Origin of the sequence: Deinococcus depolymerans (genome assembly GCF_039522025.1) — a bacterium.
Lineage (GTDB): Bacteria > Deinococcota > Deinococci > Deinococcales > Deinococcaceae > Deinococcus > Deinococcus depolymerans.
Genome location: NZ_BAAADB010000012.1, coordinates 1 through 17,121, shown reverse-complemented (window position 1 = coordinate 17,121; position 17,121 = coordinate 1). Strand labels below are relative to the sequence as shown.

Annotated in this window: 16 protein-coding genes; 8 read left to right on the top strand and 8 right to left on the bottom strand. The window is 67.9% G+C overall.

Annotated features, from left to right (window positions below; translation table 11 throughout):
• Nucleotides 1–238 precede the first annotated feature (238 nt).
• The 3 genes from dnaN (at nt 239) to pyk (ending at nt 4,264) form a co-directional block, all read left to right on the top strand.
• Nucleotides 239–1,321, top strand: a complete 1,083-nt coding sequence (dnaN, locus tag ABDZ66_RS07240) for a DNA polymerase III subunit beta (RefSeq protein ID WP_343757394.1) — start codon at nt 239–241, stop codon at nt 1,319–1,321.
• A 177-nt stretch (nt 1,322–1,498) separates the two neighbouring features.
• The gene (gene eno / locus ABDZ66_RS07235) at nt 1,499–2,767 is read left to right on the top strand and encodes a phosphopyruvate hydratase (protein WP_343757393.1); all 1,269 of its coding nucleotides are present in this window, start codon (nt 1,499–1,501) and stop codon (nt 2,765–2,767) included.
• Between the two features lie 66 nt (nt 2,768–2,833).
• Nucleotides 2,834–4,264, top strand: a complete 1,431-nt coding sequence (pyk, locus tag ABDZ66_RS07230; RefSeq protein ID WP_343757392.1) for a pyruvate kinase — start codon at nt 2,834–2,836, stop codon at nt 4,262–4,264.
• Nucleotides 4,265–4,844: 580 nt separating this feature from the next.
• On the opposite strand, the gene tyrS is transcribed toward pyk, so the two are convergent.
• Nucleotides 4,845–6,089 carry a tyrosine--tRNA ligase gene (tyrS, locus tag ABDZ66_RS07225; RefSeq protein WP_343757391.1) on the bottom strand — a complete coding sequence of 415 codons (1,245 nt, stop codon included), beginning with the start codon at nt 6,087–6,089 and terminating at the stop codon, nt 4,845–4,847.
• Between the two features lie 179 nt (nt 6,090–6,268).
• Between tyrS and ABDZ66_RS07220 the strand changes: the two genes are divergently transcribed.
• From ABDZ66_RS07220 to ABDZ66_RS07210, 3 genes are read left to right on the top strand one after another with little or no spacing between them, the layout of a single operon-like run.
• On the top strand, nt 6,269–6,823 hold the full coding sequence (locus tag ABDZ66_RS07220) for an MOSC domain-containing protein (RefSeq protein WP_343757390.1): 555 nt from the start codon (nt 6,269–6,271) through the stop codon (nt 6,821–6,823).
• Nucleotides 6,824–6,861: 38 nt separating this feature from the next.
• Complete coding sequence (locus ABDZ66_RS07215) at nt 6,862–7,422, top strand: YqhA family protein (RefSeq protein ID WP_343757389.1); 561 nt, start codon at nt 6,862–6,864, stop codon at nt 7,420–7,422.
• Nucleotides 7,419–8,129 (top strand): tRNA (adenine(22)-N(1))-methyltransferase TrmK, encoded by a 711-nt coding sequence (locus ABDZ66_RS07210; protein ID WP_343757388.1) that lies wholly within the window; start codon nt 7,419–7,421, stop codon nt 8,127–8,129. Before ABDZ66_RS07215 ends, ABDZ66_RS07210 begins: the two co-directional genes overlap by 4 nt.
• A gap of 352 nt (nt 8,130–8,481) precedes the next feature.
• On the opposite strand, the gene rny is transcribed toward ABDZ66_RS07210, so the two are convergent.
• From rny to rpsF, 5 genes are all read right to left on the bottom strand, one after another.
• The gene (gene rny, locus ABDZ66_RS07205; protein WP_425544413.1) at nt 8,482–10,227 is read right to left on the bottom strand and encodes a ribonuclease Y; all 1,746 of its coding nucleotides are present in this window, start codon (nt 10,225–10,227) and stop codon (nt 8,482–8,484) included.
• 187 nt (nt 10,228–10,414) lie between these two features.
• Entirely contained in the window at nt 10,415–10,855 is a 441-nt protein-coding gene (rplI, locus tag ABDZ66_RS07200) for a 50S ribosomal protein L9 (RefSeq protein WP_343757387.1), read from the bottom strand.
• 11 nt (nt 10,856–10,866) lie between these two features.
• Nucleotides 10,867–11,142 carry a 30S ribosomal protein S18 gene (rpsR, locus tag ABDZ66_RS07195; RefSeq protein WP_055362092.1) on the bottom strand — a complete coding sequence of 92 codons (276 nt, stop codon included), beginning with the start codon at nt 11,140–11,142 and terminating at the stop codon, nt 10,867–10,869.
• A 58-nt stretch (nt 11,143–11,200) separates the two neighbouring features.
• Entirely contained in the window at nt 11,201–12,091 is an 891-nt protein-coding gene (locus ABDZ66_RS07190) for a single-stranded DNA-binding protein (RefSeq protein ID WP_343757385.1), read from the bottom strand.
• Nucleotides 12,092–12,240: 149 nt separating this feature from the next.
• Complete coding sequence (gene rpsF, locus ABDZ66_RS07185) at nt 12,241–12,549, bottom strand: 30S ribosomal protein S6 (RefSeq protein WP_273990147.1); 309 nt, start codon at nt 12,547–12,549, stop codon at nt 12,241–12,243.
• Nucleotides 12,550–12,706: 157 nt separating this feature from the next.
• On the opposite strand from rpsF, the gene ABDZ66_RS07180 reads away from it, so the two are divergent.
• Together ABDZ66_RS07180 and ABDZ66_RS07175 are read left to right on the top strand one after the other, a co-directional pair.
• Complete coding sequence (locus tag ABDZ66_RS07180) at nt 12,707–13,198, top strand: DinB family protein (protein ID WP_343757384.1); 492 nt, start codon at nt 12,707–12,709, stop codon at nt 13,196–13,198.
• Nucleotides 13,195–14,136, top strand: a complete 942-nt coding sequence (locus ABDZ66_RS07175) for a GNAT family N-acetyltransferase (protein WP_343757383.1) — start codon at nt 13,195–13,197, stop codon at nt 14,134–14,136. Before ABDZ66_RS07180 ends, ABDZ66_RS07175 begins: the two co-directional genes overlap by 4 nt.
• 74 nt (nt 14,137–14,210) lie before the next feature.
• Here ABDZ66_RS07175 and ABDZ66_RS07170 read toward each other — a convergent pair whose 3' ends face one another.
• A complete protein-coding gene (locus tag ABDZ66_RS07170) occupies nt 14,211–15,188 on the bottom strand; it encodes a serine/threonine-protein kinase (RefSeq protein ID WP_343757382.1) in 978 nt (325 codons plus the stop codon).
• Between the two features lie 477 nt (nt 15,189–15,665).
• A protein-coding gene (gene prfB, locus ABDZ66_RS07165; RefSeq protein ID WP_343757381.1) for a peptide chain release factor 2 occupies nt 15,666–16,761 on the bottom strand; the annotation gives its coding sequence in 2 pieces (ribosomal slippage) (nt 15,666–16,715 and nt 16,717–16,761; 1,095 coding nt in all).
• Nucleotides 16,762–17,121 lie beyond the last annotated feature (360 nt).

Sequence of the window (17,121 nt, the reverse complement as noted above, 5' to 3'; positions counted from 1 at the left end):
TGGATAAAATTGTGGATAACCCGGGCCTTCCGGGAGCCTGTGGATAACCGCCCTTTTTGTCCACAGGTTATCCACAGGAAAGCGTCACTTATCCACAATTTTGTCCACAGGTCAAACGCGCGCTGGGCGCACCCCTAGCCCACTTTTCCACAGTTTCCACAGGCCCTATTACTACTACTACTATCTTTTTTTTAAATAAGAACAGATAAAAGATAGGACCCAGACAGAGAGGCAAGCCATGAACGTACACGTCACCAAGAAAATTCTCAGTGAGGGACTCGGTCTCCTCGAACGCGTGGTTCCCAGCCGCAGCAGCAACCCCCTGCTCACGGCACTGAAGGTCGAGGCCACCGAGGCAGGCCTGACCCTCAGCGGCACCAACCTCGAGATCGACCTGTCCTGCTTCGTCCCGGCCGAGGTCCGGGATCCGCAGAACTTCGTGGTCCCCGCGCACCTGTTCGCGCAGATCGTCCGTAACCTGGGCGGCGAACTCGTCGAACTGGAACTCAGCGGCGCGGAACTGGCCGTCCGGGCCGGCGGCTCGGACTTCAAACTCCAGACCGGCGATCTCGACGCCTACCCGCCCCTGAGTTTTCCCTCGCAGGCCGATGTCAGCCTGGACGCCACGGAACTGGCCCGCGCCTTTTCCAGCGTCCGCTACGCCGCCAGCAACGAGGCCTTCCAGGCCGTGTTCCGCGGCATCAAGCTCGAGCACCGGCCCGAGGGCGCGCGCGTGGTCGCCTCGGACGGCTACCGCGTGGCGATCCGTGATTTCCCGGCCAGCGGGGACGGCCGCAACCTGATCATTCCGGCCCGCAGCGTCGACGAACTGATCCGGGTGCTCAAGGACGGCGAGGCCCGCTTCACGTACGGCGACGGGATGCTGAGCGTCACGACCGACCGCGTGCACATGAACCTGAAACTGCTCGACGGGGACTTCCCGGACTACGAGCGCGTGATTCCCAAGGACATCAAGCTGCAGGTCACGTTGCCTGCCACTGCCCTGAAGGAAGCCGTGAACCGCGTGGCCGTGCTGGCCGACAAGAACGCCAATAACCGCGTGGAATTCCTGGTGTCCGAGGGCAAGCTGCGGCTGGCGGCCGAGGGCGACTACGGCCGCGCGCAGGACACCCTGGACGTGGTGCAGGGCGGCACCGAGCCCGCCATGAGCCTCGCGTTCAACGCCCGGCATGTTCTGGACGCCCTGGGTCCGATCGAGGGTGAGGCGGAACTGCTGTTCAGCGGCTCCACCAGCCCCGCGATCTTCCGCGCGGCGGGTGGGGGCGGGTACATGGCCGTCATGGTCACGCTGCGCGTCTGAGGGTCCTTACAGCGCCGGCACGGGCCGCGCCCCGGTCAGGGCCGGCGTCACTTAGACCGGGTGTACCGTTCCATGACCTGCGCCGCTTATAGTGTCTGAAGTACACCTACTCGCCCGGTGGCGCTGCCCTGGGGCGGTCGCATGGCGGGGGGCACCCCAACTCCGGAGGAATGAGCGATGAAGATTGAGAAAGTGATGGCCCGTGAAGTGCTGGACTCGCGCGGGAACCCCACCGTGGAAGCCGAAGTGCACCTCGACAGCGGTTTTTCCGGCCGCGCGATCGTCCCCTCGGGCGCCAGCACCGGCACCCACGAGGCCCTCGAACTGCGTGACGGCGGCAGCCGCTACCTCGGCAAGGGCGTCCTGAAGGCCGTCCAGAACGTCAACGAGGCCCTCGGGCCGGCCGTGGTCGGCATGGACGCCACCGAACAGGCCGCCATCGACGCCGCCATGATGGCCGTCGACGGCACCCCCAACAAGGGCAGCATGGGCGGCAACGCCATCCTGGCCGTCAGCCTCGCCACCGCCCGCGCCGCCGCCGCCGAACTGGACATCCCGCTCTACCGTTACCTGGGCGGCAGCAACGCCAAGACCCTCCCGGTCCCGATGATGAACGTCATCAACGGCGGCGCGCACGCCGACAACTCCGTGGACTTCCAGGAATTCATGGTCATGCCGGTCGGCGCGCCCTCCTTCCGCGAGGCGCTGCGCTACGGCGCCGAGACCTTCCACAGCCTCAAGAAGGTCCTGTCCGCCAAGGGCTACAACACCAACGTCGGGGACGAGGGCGGCTTCGCGCCCGACCTGAAAAGCAACGAGGAGGCGCTGGACGTGCTGCTCGAGGCGATCGAGAAGGCCGGCTACGAGCCCGGCAAGGACATCGCCATCGCGCTCGACCCGGCCGTGACCGAACTGTTCCGGGACGGCAAGTACCACCTGGAATCCGAGGGCCGCGTGCTCAGCACCGCCGAGATGGTGGACTTCTGGGCCGACTGGGCGCAGCGCTACCCGATCGTGAGCATCGAGGACGGCCTCGCCGAGGACGACTGGGACGGCTGGGCCGCCCTGACCGCCAGGATCGGGGACCGCGTGCAACTCGTCGGTGACGACCTGTTCGTGACCAACCCCGAACGCCTGCAGCGCGGCATCGATTCCAAGGTCGGCAACGCCATCCTGGTGAAGGTCAACCAGATCGGCAGCCTCACCGAGAGCATGGACGCCATCGAACTCGCCAAGCGTCACCACTACGGCACGATCATCAGCCACCGCAGCGGCGAGTCCGAGGACGCCTTCATCGCCGACCTGGCGGTCGCCACGAACGCCGGGCAGATCAAGACCGGCTCGGCCAGCCGCTCGGACCGCATCGCGAAGTACAACCAGCTGCTGCGCATCGAGCATGCGCTGGGTGACCGGGCCGTGTACCCGGGCCGTAAAGCGCTGCGCTGAGGTCGTTGCCGGGCGGTGGGGGCAGCCTCACCGCCCGGCCTTTCAGGTGTTTGGAAAGGATTCCATATGAAACAGATTGACCGCGCTACCAAGATCGTGGCGACCGTCGGCCCCGCCAGCCGCAGCCCGGAAGTCCTGAGCCGCATGATCGACGCCGGCCTGAACGTCGTCCGCATGAACTTCAGCCACGGTGACCGCGAGGACCACCGCCAGACCCTGCAGATGGTCCGTGAACTCGCCGCCAAGAAGGGCGTCACCATCGGCATCCTGCAGGACCTGCAGGGCCCCAAGATCCGCGTGGCCCGCTTCAAGGACGGCAGCGTGACCCTGGCGCCCGGCGACAAGTTCACCATCACCATGGACGACGTCGAGGGCGACGAGACCCGCGTGGGCACCACCTACAAGGACCTCGCCCGTGACGTTCACGCCGGCATGACCCTGCTGCTCGACGACGGCAACATGTCGCTGCGCGTCGAGGGCGTACGCGGCAACGACGTCATGACGACCGTCGTGATCGGCGGCGTCCTGAAGAACAACAAGGGCATCAACGTGCCAGAGGCCGACCTGAGCGTGCCCGCGCTGTCCGAGAAGGACGTGCAGGACATGGAGTTCGGCGCGGAACTGGGCGTGGACTGGGTGGCGCTGAGCTTCGTGCGTTCCCGCGACGACCTGCTGCTGGCCCGGCACTACATGTCCCGTTTCGGCAGCCGCGCCAAGCTGATGGCCAAGATCGAGAAACCGCAGGCGGTGGACCGCTTCGAGGACATCCTCAAGGAAGTGGACGGCATCATGGTCGCCCGCGGTGACCTGGGCGTCGAGATGCGCCCCGAGCAGGTGCCGACCATCCAGAAACGCATCATCCGCATGTGCCGCGAGGCGGGCAAGCCCGTGATCACGGCCACGCAGATGCTCGAGAGCATGATCGGCCTGCCCCGCCCCACCCGCGCCGAGGCCTCCGACGTGGCGAACGCCATCTACGACGGCACGGACGCCGTCATGCTGTCGGCCGAATCCGCCGCCGGGCTGTACCCGGTCGAGTCGGTTGCCATGATGGACGCCATCGCCCGTGAAGCCGAGGGCAGCGAGCACTACAAGATGCTGCAGCGCCAGCTGGTGATCGACACGGAACTCGCGCAGGATTCCATCGCGTACGCCGCGTGCAACATCGGCGAGAAGCTGGATTCCCCGGCCATCGTGACCTTCACGAGCACGGGCGGCGCGGCGTCCCGTATCGCCAAGAACCGCCCCCCGCTGGCGATCCTGGCCCTGACGCCCAACGAGCAGACCCGCAACCAGCTGGCACTCTCGTGGGGCGTCGTGCCGGTCCTGAGCGAGGATCCCCGCAACACCGACGACATGGTCCGCATCGCGAACGACGAGCTGCGTCGCAGCGGCCTGGCCGAGATGGGGGACCGGTACGTGATCACGGCGGGGGTGCCGTTCGGCGTGCGCGGCACGACCAACATGCTGCGCGTGGAACGTCTGCGCGAGCAGTAAGACGGATTCCGTTTATTTCGTTGACAGATCGGCACACCACCGATCTGTTAATTCCACGTCCGGAGGGGCGTTTCTCTCCTCCTCTGCGGCGCAGCTCTCCGAGTCGCATCCGCTTGGATTAAATGGCTTATAAAGCCGTTCAATCCGAGTCGACTTGCAGGGCTGCGCCGCAGAGCGGGGGGGAGAAGAGCTGCCGGGCGTGGAGTTGGCCACCCGGTGCGTTGCCGGGGTGTGAACGGAACAGACGGCCGTCCGTGTAGGTCCGGGCTCCCGGTCGGCTGTCACGCGCACCTGTCCGGCCTGTGGGGCGGGGAGCGCCGGTCGGTGGAGTGTCAGGGGCGTGTGATGGGCGGGTCAGATTTTTATCCACAGGGACGGGGTTTTTCCACACCTTCCCTGTGGATAAGTGTTGGCGGTCAGTTGGGTTTTCCTGCCGCTGCACACGGTCCACAGGCCACGGTGCTTGTCCACAGCGGCCTGTGCATAACTTTTCCGGCCGGTCAGGTCCGGCGGCCCTGCCGGCCGGTGGAGCCGCCGGCCCTGAGAGCCACGTAAAGCCCCCGTGAAGGCCCCGGGTGGGTCAGGACCCCAGGACCAGCCGCGCGAACTTGTCCTTGCCCTTCTGGATGACCGCGCCGCCCTCTGCCGCGAGCTGCTCGCGGGTCAGGGTGCCCTGCGGGTCCGTGAACGGCTCCCCGTTCAGTTTCAGGCCCCGGTTCTGCATCAGTTTGCGGGCCGCGCCGTTGCTGGGCTCCAGTCCCGCCAGCACCACCAGCCGCGCCATGCTGATCCGCCCGGTATCCACGCTGTCGTCCAGGTCGGCCGCAGGGACGGTCACGGTCGGGATGTTCTCGGGAATGCCGCCCTTGGCGACCGAGCGGAAGCGGGCCTCGGCGGCGTCCAGGTCCGCGCCGGGGTGCAGGGCCGCCACGACCTCGCGCGCCAGTTCGCGGTGCGCGGCGACCGGGTGACCGGCCAGCAGTTCCTCGATGCGGGGGCGGGGCAGGTCGGTCAGCAGCGTGAAGTAGTTGTCCAGCAGCGGGTCGGGCACCTTCATCAGTTTGGCGAACATCTCGTGCGGTTCGTCGGTCAGGCCGATGTAGTTGTCCAGGCTCTTGGACATCTTCTCGGTGCCGTCCAGGCCGACCAGCAGCGGCAGGGTCATGACGACCTGCGATTCCTGCCCGTAATCGCGTTGCAGGGCGCGGCCCACCAGGTTGTTGAACAGCTGATCGGTGCCGCCCAGTTCCACGTCCGCCTGCAGCGCCACGGAGTCGTAGCCCTGCGTGAGCGGGTACAGCAGTTCGTGGACGGCGATGGGCACGCCACCCTCGAAGCGCCTGCGGAAGTCGTCGCGTTCCATGATCCGCGCGACCGTGTAGCGGCTGGCAAGGCGGATCACGTCGGCGTACCCCATGGGTTCGAGCCACTCGCCGTTGTAGCGGATTTCCAGCACCTCGGGCTCCTGGCGCAGGATCAGGCGGCACTGCTCCAGGTAGCTCTTGGCGTTCTCGCGGGTCTGCTCCAGGGTCAGCGGGGGGCGGGTCTTGCTCTTGCCGCTGGGGTCGCCGATCATGGCCGTGAAGTCCCCGATCAGCATGATCACCTTGTGGCCCAGGTCCTGGAACTGCCGCATCTTGCGCAGGATCACGGCGTGCCCCAGGTGCAGGTCCGGGCGGGTCGGGTCGGCGCCCAGCTTCACGCGCAGCGGCGCGCCCTTCTGCAGTTTGCGGCGCAGGTCGTCCTCGGACACCAGGTCCACCACGCCGCGCCTGAGCAGCTCGATCTGCTCGTCGATCGGTACGTTCCAGCGGATTTCACTCATAGGTCACTCCATGAAGGGAGCGGCGCACTTGCTGCTCGCAGGTGCGCCGCTCGGGGTTGGATTTCAGACTGTCACTGACCCTCCTACCGCTGGCGGCAGGGGAGATACGCACGTCGGGTCAGGTGCCTCACGCCTCCCAGCATAGCAGGCGCGCGGGCGGGCGCTCTAGCATGACCGGCATGAAGACCATCCATGAACTGCGCGCCACCTTCCCCCGGCCAGGGCGGGTCGAGTGGATCGGGCTGCGGCCCGCCCGCCGCGCCCCGCTGCTGCCGGTGGCGCAGGTCGAGGCGCACCCGCTCGTCGGACTGATCGGGGATCACGGGAAACTGGCCCCGCCCCGCCTGACCGCCCTGACCGGCGAGGCGGGCGAGACCGGGGTGCGTGCGCCCGCGCCGCCGGTACCGGGCGGGCCGGGGCGGCGGCAGGTGACCCTCATCCAGGCCGAGCACCTGCCGGTCATCGCGGCGCTGTGCGGGCGCACGGAGGTCACGCCGGAGGCGCTGCGGCGCAACCTCGTGATCAGCGGCATCCCCCTGCTGGCCCTCAAGGACGCCCGCTTCCAGATCGGTGAGGTGATCCTGGAGGGCACCGGCGAGTGCCACCCCTGCTCGCGCATGGAAGAGACCCTGGGCGAGGGGGGCTACAACGCCGTGCGCGGCCACGGCGGCCTGACCGCCCGCGTGATCCGGGGCGGCCTGATCCGCAAGGGTGACACCCTCATCCCGCTCTGACGCCCGGCGTGTGGGGCGCGCCCGCTATGCTGGGCGGCATGGCGAAACGTTCCCCCCCGGCCCCCCTGAGCGCCACGCGGCGCCGCACGCTGGCGGGCGCGTTCGGGTTCACGCGCCTGATCGTGGAACTGGGGGTCCTGAGTTCCTTCGCGTTCAGTCTGGCGCTGTTCGTCGCGGCCATCGCGCAGGCGTACGTGAAGATCCGGGCCGCGCTGGGCGAACTGGGCGAGGCGCACACCGCCAAGACCCTGATCGTATCGGCGGTCGAGCAGGCCGACACGCTGCTGGTCGGCATGGCCCTGCTGATCATCTCGTTCGGGCTGCAGGCGCTGTTCGTGGGGCGCCTGCAGAACGTCCCGGCGTGGCTGCACATCGACTCCTTCGACGACCTCAAGCAGAAACTGATCGGGATCGTGATCGTGGCGCTCGCCGTGAACTTCTTCAGTGTGGCGCTGGAATGGAAGGGCGGGTCGGACATCCTGGTGTACGGCGCGGCCATCGCCGCCGTGATTCTCGCGGTGGGCGCGTACTCGGTCATCCTGACCCGTCAGGGCGACAGCCGCAGCCACGCGCCGGACAGCCCGTCCGGTCAGCCGTGACGCTGCCCGCGCTGGACGCCCGGCTGGAGGCCGTGCTGCGCCTGATCCGCGCCGACATCCACGCGGACATCGGCAGCGACCACGCGCACCTGCCGGTCGCGCTGCTGCGGCGCGGTCACATCCGGCGGGGCGTGATCGTGGAACTGAACCCCGGCCCGCTGGCACACGCCCGCCGGAACGTGGCGCTCGCGGGGCTCTGCGGGCAGCTCGAGGTCCGGCATGGCAACGGCCTGGACCCGCTGGCGCCCGGCGAGGTGCCCAGCGTCAGCATGACCGGGATGGGGGCGCTGACCATGCGCGGCATCCTGGAGCGGGGCGCGGCCCGGCAGGTGCGGCCCGACGCGGTGACCGTGCAGCCGAACGATGATCCCCGGTCACTGCGGGACTGGGCGCTGGGCGCGGGGTATCACCTGCGGGCCGAGCGGCTGGCCAGCGGGCACTGGACCTACCCGGTCCTGCGGTTCGAGCGGGCCGAAGGGCCGGACCCCGCCTACGAGGGGTTGCCGCGTGACGCGGCGCGGCGCTACGGACCGCTGCTGCTGCGGGAGGGGGACGCGCTGCTGCGCCGGCAGGTGCACGCGGACGTGACCCGCCTGACCCCGCTGGCCGCGCCGGGCCGCCCGGCCGCGCTGGAACTCGCCACGGCGCAAGCGGCGCTCACGTGGCTGGAAGCGCAGCCCTCCCTGGACGCTGGTGTAGAGCGGTAAAACAAAAAACCCGCCCTTCTCGGACGGTGATAAGAAAAGAATAGCGCGGAATCCAGGGGGCGTCAACTCCATGCAGGCGCTCCCGGAAACAGCGTCCAGGAGAGTGTTTTTTACGTCGCTTCTATTCAGGGGTGCATAGCCGCAGCGTGGCGTCCAGGGATAAAAACAAAAAATCCGCCTCTCGGGCGGTTATATCTTCAAGATAGCGCGGTATGCGGCGCTGGTCAAACCCATGCGGGACGGCCGGAAAATGCTGTCTGGAACGGGCGTCTCGATACCGACAAACAGGCACGGATGAATAGGGAAGGAGGTGGCCCGCCCGCCGCCACCCCCTGTTCCGCGCCGCGCTGCGTTAGCGGGCGACTTCCACGGCGCGGCTTTCACGCACGACGGTGACCTGCACCTGCCCGGGGTACTCCATGTCCTGCTCGACCCGGCCGGCGATCTCGCGGGCCAGCAGGGTCGCCTGGGCGTCCGTGACCTTCTCGGGCTGCACGATCACGCGCACCTCGCGCCCGGCCTGGATGGCGTAGGCCTGCTGCACGCCGGGGAACGACACGGCGATCTGCTCGAGTTGCTCCAGGCGGCGCACGTACGATTCGAGTTCCTCGCGCCGGGCGCCGGGCCTCGCGGCGCTGATGGCGTCGGCGGCGGCGACCAGCACGGAGTACAGCGTCTCGCCGTTCTCCGGGTCGTGGTGGTGCGCGATGGCGTCGATGACCTCGTGCGGCTCGCCGAAGCGCTTGGCGAGGTTGATGCCGATGTCCACGTGCGTGCCGTCAATCTCGCGGTCGATGCTCTTGCCCACGTCGTGCATCAGCCCGGCGCGGCGGGCCAGGCCGGCGTCCAGGCCCAGTTCACCGGCCATGATGCCGGTCAGGTGCGCGACCTGAATGGAGTGCTTCAGGACGTTCTGCCCGTAACTGGTGCGGAAGTACATGCGGCCCAGCAGCTGCACCAGGCCCGGCTTGATGCCCACCACGCCGGCCTCGATGGCGGCTTCCTCCCCCTGGGCGTGCATGAAGACCTTCATCTCCTCCTGCGCCTTGTGCACCATCTCCTCGATGCGGGTGGGGTGGATGCGGCCGTCGGCGACCAGGGCGTCCAGCACGTGCCGGGCGACCTCGCGCCGCACCGGGTTGAAGCTCGACAGGATCACCGCTTCCGGCGTGTCGTCGATGATCAGGTCCACGCCGGTCAGGGCCTCGAAGGCGCGGATGTTGCGGCCCTCACGGCCGATCAGGCGGCCCTTCATGGCGTCGTTCGGGATGGGCACCACCGACACGCTCAGTGCCGCGCTGGTCTCGGAGGCGCTGCGCTGGATGGCCTGCGCGATCACGTGCCGCGCCGTGCGGCGGGCCTCGGCGGTCGCGCGTTCCTGCATGGCCTTCACGCGGATGGCCTTCTCCTCTTCCAGTTCGGCGTCCAGGCGACCCAGGATCTCCTCGCGGGCCGCCTCGGGCGACAGGTTCGCCACCTCGAACAGTTTCAGTTCTGCCTGATGCAGCCGCGCCGTGATCTCGGCCTCGTGTTCGGCCAGGGTGCGGCTGCGGTCCTCCAGGCGTTCCTCGAGCGCGTCGAGTTTCTCACCGCGCGCGTCGAGCTGCTCGGCGCGGCGGTTGAGGCGTTCGATCTCGCGTTTGAGTTCCTCGCGCTCCCGGCGGGTTTCCTGGCGGTCACTGCTCAGGGCCTCGCGTTCCCGCGCGGCGTCCTGTTTCACCTGGGTGCGCTCGGCTTCAACCTGGGCGCGCAGGGCCGCGATCTGCTCGCGCTGCCCCTCGAGCTGTTCGCGTTGCCCCTCGAGCTGCGCGAGCTGCACGCCGGCCTGCGCCTCGCGCTCGGCGGCCTCCTGCGTTCTTCTTCCGGCGTCCTGTCTGGCCTGGTCGGCCTGTTCCCTGAGGCGCTGCGCGTCCGCTTCCGCCTGCGTGCGGATGCGTTCCGCCTCGCTGCGGGCCTCCCGCTGGAGCCGGTCATCCACCTCGGCCCGCTGACGCGCGCCGCGTGACTGCCCTCCCAGGAATCCTCCGACCAGACCCAGCAGGAGCGCCACAATGATCCAGATCACTGTCACGTTCAGCTCCTTTGCGGGTTGTTTCATGGGACGCGGCTGCTGTCACGGCCGCTTCCCGGATTCGGTGTTGAAAAACGAACGCCACCCGGACAGGGACGTTCGACCCGCAGTGTAGCTCCAAAGCCCACCCAGCGGGGGAGGGGCCGGCTGGCACGCGGCACCTGGAATGAAGAACCCCCGCCGGGAAGGCGGGGGCCAATCACACGGGGTGTGATTACTTCGCGGCGTGCACCACGAGTTTCATGGGGATGGTGACTTCGGGGTGGGCGCGGTAGGCGATGTCGTACTCGCCGATTTCCTTGACGGTCTTCGGCATGTCGATCTTGCGCTTGTCCACGTCGAAGCCCAGCTTGTCCAGGCTGCCGGCCACGTCGGCGTGGGTCACGGCGCCGTAGATCTTGCCTTCGCCGGCGCGCACGCTGAGTTCAACGGCGACGCCGTTCAGGCGGCTGGCGAGGTCTTCAGCGGCGGCCTTTTCCTGGGCCAGGATCTTCTGGCGGGCACGGACGCGCGCTTCGAGGCTTTTCATGTTGCTGCTGGTGGCAGGGGCGACGATGCCCTGGGGGATCAGCCAGTTACGGGCGTAGCCGTCCTTGACGTTCACGATGTCGCCGGTCTTGCCGAGCTTGCCGGGTTCAAGAAGAATCACTTGCATGCGTATTCTCCTTATTTCCGGACGAGCTTCTCGGTGTAGGGCAGCAGGGCCAGCTGGCGGGCGATCTTGATCGTCTGCGCAATGCGGCGCTGGTGCTTGGCCGAGAGGCCCGTGCGGCGGCGAGGGAGGATCTTGCCCGTGTCACTGACGAAACGGCGCAGCATCTTCACGTCTTTGTAATCGGTGATCTCCAGTTCTCCGATGGAGAAAGGATCGACCTTCGGCTTGCGGGGACGCTTGGGTCCCTTGCCGCGCGGTTTGCGCTCGGCGTTGCTGGATTGGGTCATGTTGGTGTCCTTAAATCTGCGTTCTCACGCCCGGGAAAGGCCCCTTGCGGGGGTGGGGTCAGAACGGCAGGTCTTCTTCTTCCGGTGGGAAATCGTCGAGACCTTGGTCAATATCTAAGCCGCCCGAACGGGTCCCCGTGTTCGCCGCCCGGCTGGGAGCGTAGCCGCTCTGCTGGGGGCGCGCCGCACTGCTCGCGGTCTGCGTGCGAGGTCCGGCGGGGGTGGCTGCAGGGTTACCGGTTCCTGCGCCTCGGGACAGGGCTTCGACTCGCGTCGCCTCTACTTTGGTGGAGTTGCGTTTGTTACCGTCGCGGTCGGTCCACGCTTCGTTGACCAGTCTTCCCTGCACGAGCACGGGGTCCCCCTTGCGGAGTTCTTTCATGCTCTCGGCCAGTTCACGCCACAGCGTGACATCAATCCAGTGGGTTTTCTCCTGCTTCTGTCCCTGACGGTCGTTCCAGGTCTCGTTCACGGCCAGGCCGAGTCCGAGCACGGCGTCGCCGGCGGGGGTGTAGCGCAGTTCGGGGTCACGGGTGACGTTCCCGATGAGAATCACTTCGTTCATACCGCTGCCCATGCGTACGCCGCCTCCGGCGTCCTGCACGAGTTCCGGGGCGTAGCCGAGCTGCTCCATGCGGAGCGACTTGACGCGCACCATGCTGCGTTTGCCGCCTTCGGGCGCTTCCCACTGGCTGTATTCCAGGCTGCCTTCGACCATCACGGCGTCGCCGCCTTTCAGGTTTCGTTCGGCCTGCCACTCGGCGGGTTTGCCGAGAATGGACACGCGGTGATACCAGGGGAGTTTGCGTTCACGTCCGTCGTTGCCGACGATGTGGTCTTCTCCGGCCACGGTGGCCTCGAACACGGCGGTCCCGTTGGGGGTGTAGCGCAGTTCGGGGTCGCGGGCGAGTGCGCCGATCAGGTAAACGTGGTTCATGCCTCGGGCCATGACTGGGTCTCCTTTGCTGCTGGCTGAATCCCGGAACGTCGGGTTCCTGGGGTTCGTACTGGGGGCTTGGTGGATTGCTGGCGTGGGGCCCTTGCGGGTTGACCGTACTGTAACAAAGCCGATCCCGTTACGTCAATGGCGTAAAAGGATCAGGCCTTCTTGGTCTTCCATTCCGGGCGGTCCTTGACCACCAGGACGCGGCGCACGTGGTCACGCAGACGCAGCGTGGAAGCGATGTCCTTCTCCGGGTTGCCGCTGCCCTTGATGGTGTACATCAGGTAGTAGCCCTCGCGGTCCTTGTTCACGGCGTAGGCGAGGCGGCGGTTGCCGAGCTCGTCGAGGCCAGCGATCTCGCTCCCGGCGTTCTTCACGGTGTTCTCGATGTATTCCTTCTCGATGCTCACCTGCTCGGCGCTGAGGTTGGGGTTCAGGATCAGGTTCAGGTCGTACTGGTTCATAATTCACCTCCCTTGTCGCCGCTCGCAGGCAGGGTTTCCTGACAGGGTCAGGCCTCGCCGGGCAGCGCAACTCACCACACTACCAGAGTCCACGCGGGGTTTCCAGGGGTCAGGTGGCGTATCCCCCGGCCGGGGCCGGACCGGTACGCTGAACGCCATGACCGACACCCCGCAGCACCCCCTGGACGGCATTCTGGACATCCTGCGCGAGGCCGTGGAAGGCGGACGGCCCGGCCAGGGCACCGCCTTCCTGGACGGCACGAACGCCGACGGCACGGGCAACCACGGCCTGCTGGCCACCCTGGACGCCCTGAGCGCCGCGCAGGCCAGCCGCGACATTCACGGCGCGACCGTGGCCGGACAGGCTCGGCACACGGCGTTTCACATGGAGGTCGTGGTGCGCTGGGAGGGGGGCGAACGCGGTCCCTTCGACTGGCAGGGCAGCTTCCAGCCCGCACAGGTCACGCCATTGGAATGGGACGCCCTGCGCGCCCGCGTCCGGGCCGCCTACGAGGGACTGGTGGCCTTCGTGAACACGCAGCGCGACCAGCCCGTCACGGGCGACGCGACCGGCGGCCTGAGCGGCGCGGCCGCGCACGTCGCCTACCACCTGGGGGCCATCCGGCAGCTCGTGAAGGCCCTCGCGTGACGCACCTGCGCCCCTTCACCCCGGCCGACGCGGACGCCTTCGCCGCCCTGCAACTCGCGGCGCTGGGCCGCGCCGGAAGCGGCGAGGACCTGCTGGCCGCCGACGCCCGCCGCCCGGCCACCGACCTGCTGCGCCGGCAGCTGCTCGTCTCTGCGGACGGTGAGGTGCTGGGCGGCACGCAGCTCCAGACCTGGGCCTTCTCGCCGCCCGGCTTCCTGCACGCCCAGCTGATGGTCCACCCGCACGCCCGCACCCGGGGCCACGGCAGGGCGCTGTGGCAGGACCTGCTGACGGCCGCGCGCCACGCCGGAGCGCGTGGGCTGCACGCGGACGTGCCCGACCCGGACCCCGCCGACCGTGACTGGGCCGCGCGCCGGGGATTCACCGTGCACGCCCACCGCTTCGCCTCGCAGCTGGACCTGACCCGCTTCGATCCCGCCGCCTTCGCGCCGCAGCGGCAGGCGGCGCAGGCGCAGGGCGTGACCTTCACAGACCTGCACAGTGCAGACGAGGCCACCCTGGACCGCTACCTGAACTTCGTGGCCGACCGCCTGATCGAAACCCCGGACCTCGCCGGGCACCCCCGCTGGCCGCTGGGCCAGATGCGCGGGATCCTGCGCCTGGACCACGACCCCCGCCCGGACTGGCTGGTGCTGGCCGTCGGTCCGGACGGCGGGTGGCTGGGCACCACCGCCATGATCCGCTTTCGCAGCCTGCCGTTCGCGTACAACGAACTGACCGCCCTGCACCCGCAGGCGCGCGGGCGCGGGCTGGCGCTGCCGCTGAAACTCCAGGTGATCGAACGGGCGCGGCGCGAGGGCTTCACGACCATGCGCACCAACAACCACTCCCGGAACGCGCCGATGCTGGCCGTCAACCGCCGCCTGGGATTCGTTCAGCAGGCCGGACGCTTCGAGATGCACCGCCCCCTGCCCTGAAGGCGGGGTTCCGTTCCAGGCAGGAGCAACAAGGACAGTCCCTCAACTGCATTTCCGGCCGCCGCGGCGTTCCGTCACTTGCGGCGGCGGAAGGGATTCCAGCGCGACCCGCCCTCCTCGCGCACCGGTTCCGGCGGGACGGAAGCCGGTCCGGGCGGCGCGGCGCGGCCCACACCACTCCCGTGACGGCCCACCAGACGGCCGGCCGCTTCCGGCAGGGGCGCCTCTGCCTCGTACACCTCGTCGGCGGGCGTCTCACCCAGCGCGGTCAGCAGGGCGCGGCGCATCGCGTCGGCACTCGGGCGTTCACCCGTGCGTTTGGCCAGGGCCAGTTCCGCCAGCCGGGCCACGTTGCGCGGCACCTGCGGGTTCAGGTGCGCCAGCGGCGGCGGGAAGCGCGTCAGGTGCGCCACCATCAGTTCCTCGTACGTGTGGCCGTGGTAGGGACGCTCGCCGCTCAGCAGCTCGTACGCCAGGATGCCCAGGCTGTACACGTCACTGGCGGCGCTGCTGCTCTCACCGTGGTAGATCTCCGGCGCCATGTAGTACGGACTGCCGCTGATCTTGCCGCCCTGCGCGATGAAGTATGTGTTGCCCAGGTCGCCCAGGGCGGCGCGGCCCTCGCTGTTCACGTACACATTCTGCGTTTTCACGTCCTGATGCACCGCGCCCAGGTGGTGAAGGTACGACAGGGCCGACGCCACGTCCGCCAGGATCCGCAGCGCGCCGTTCATGGACAGCGGCGTACCGTCCCGCTGCAGCTGCTCGCTGAGCGCGCCGCCCGGGTAGAACTGCACGGCCAGGAACGCCTGGGGCCCGAAAGGCGTGCCGCCGAAGCCCTGCACGAGGTGAGGATGACGGAACTGCAGGGTCAGGCGGACCTCGTTCCCGAACAGTTCCGCGGAGTCCTGGACGGCCAGCGTCTCGGCGTGCGGGATCTTCACGGCGACCTGCTGCCCCCGGCTGTCGGTGGCGAGCCGCACGAGCGACGTGTTCCCGCGACCGATCACACGGTGCAGGGTGTAGGTGGACAGGGTGTTCTGATCAGGCATGGGGGGGAGGCTCACAGGAAAAGAGGACCGGGCTGCGCCGCGTCATGCTTGACGCGGCCTTCCGCTGTCTACAGGGTAAACGCGCGGCGCTGATCTGAGGCTGACATAAAAACTGCCTGAACGTTGTATGAAATCCGGACCGCCTCGGCCGGCCGTCCGCGTGACATCCCCCCACCGCCCCAGAAAGGGGGCACCCCGATCCGCGGATCGGGGTGCGGTCAGTCGGCGGGGTCAGCCGGCGGACGCTGCGGACGGCCGGGCGCGGCGCTGGTAACCCGGTGTCGTTGCGGGTGGAGGGCGAAGCGGACGGCCGTCCGTATGATACGGACTCCGATTGAATGGCTTGTAAAGCGGTTCAATCCGAGCGGATGCGACTCGGAGAGCTGCTCCGCAGAGGAGGAGCTGGGCGGGTTCCGGACGTGGCGTTGACAGATCGGTGGTGTTCCGATCTGTCAACGAAACAAACGGCAGTCCGTATTACTCGTCGTCGCCGCTCTCCTCGGCGACGCGCTTGCCGGCCAGCCATTCCAGGCCCGCCCACATCAGGTCGTCGAGGTCACCGTCGAGCACGTCGGCCGGGTTGTGCTTCATGACGCCCGTGCGGTGGTCCTTGATGTACTGCTTGTCCAGCACGTACGAGCGGATCTGCGAGCCCCACTCGATCTTCTTCTGCTCGCCCCGCGCCTTGGCTTCCTCGTCCTCGCGTTTCTTGACCTCGATGTCGTACAGACGCTGCTTGAGGATCTGCAGGGCGATCTCGTGGTTCTTGATCTGCGAACGGGTCTGCTGCGACGCCACGGCCAGACCGGTCGGCAGGTGGGTCAGGCGCACGGCCGAGTCGGTCGTGTTCACGCCCTGGCCGCCGGCACCCTGCGAACGGAACACGTCGCGGCGCAGGTCGCTGTCCGGGATGTGAATGTTGATCTCTTCTTCCGGCACTTCCGGCACCACGTCCACCGACGCGAACGAGGTGTGGCGGCGGTTATTGCTGTCGAACGGCGACACGCGCACCAGGCGGTGAACGCCATGCTCGGGCAGCATCATGCCGAAGGCCTTGTCACCGCGAATGATGAACTCGCTGCTGATCACGCCCGCCTGCTCGCCGTCCACCTGATCGATCAGGTCGACCTTGTAACCGCGCCGCTCGGCCCAGCGCATGAACATGCGGGTCAGCATTCCGGCCCAGTCCATGCTTTCCGTGCCGCCCGCGCCGCTCTTGACGCGCACGATGGCGGACGTCTCGGCGTGCTTCATGGTGAACAGCGTCTCGCGGTACAGGTCGTCCACGCGCTTCTGGATGCTCTGCTGTTCCTCGGCGAGCATTTCCCGCTCGTCGGCGTCCGCCATTTCCAGCATCTCGCTCAGGCCCTGCGCGTCGGATTCCAGGCTGGTGTAGCCCTCGACGATCCGGCGGACCGTCCCGGCCTCCTGCGTGACCTGGCGGGCGCGGCCTGCGTTGTTCCACAGTTCCGGATCGCTGAGTTCGCGGTCCAGTTCGTTCAGTCTGCGTGCTTTGCCGGGAATGTCAAAGGTACTCCCGGAGCGACGCCAGTTTTTCCAGTAGTTCCTGCATGGACGTGCCTCCCTTCCGCCGCGGCCCGTTGAGCGGGGGGCGGGTTCGTATACCAAGAGAACAGTATACGGAGGATACCCAGCAGGCAGGGGGAGGAGAACCCAGGGAGTGGAATGTGGGCGAGGTGGCCGGCCCTGGGTGGGGAAGAGGCGGGTCGGGGCGATGGGTTCTGGCGTTCGCGGGACGTGTTCCTGATGCCGGGGCCAGCCGCTTCCCGCTCCTCGCTTCCCACTTGCACAGGAGTCTCAAGCGAGTCTCTGGAGTGGGGTGTTGACAGATTCAGCTGGGGCCTGTATCTTTTCTGAGCCTCAAGCGAGGCGGGAAGCATGACAGGCGAAGAGATGTGAGAACAGGCCAGTC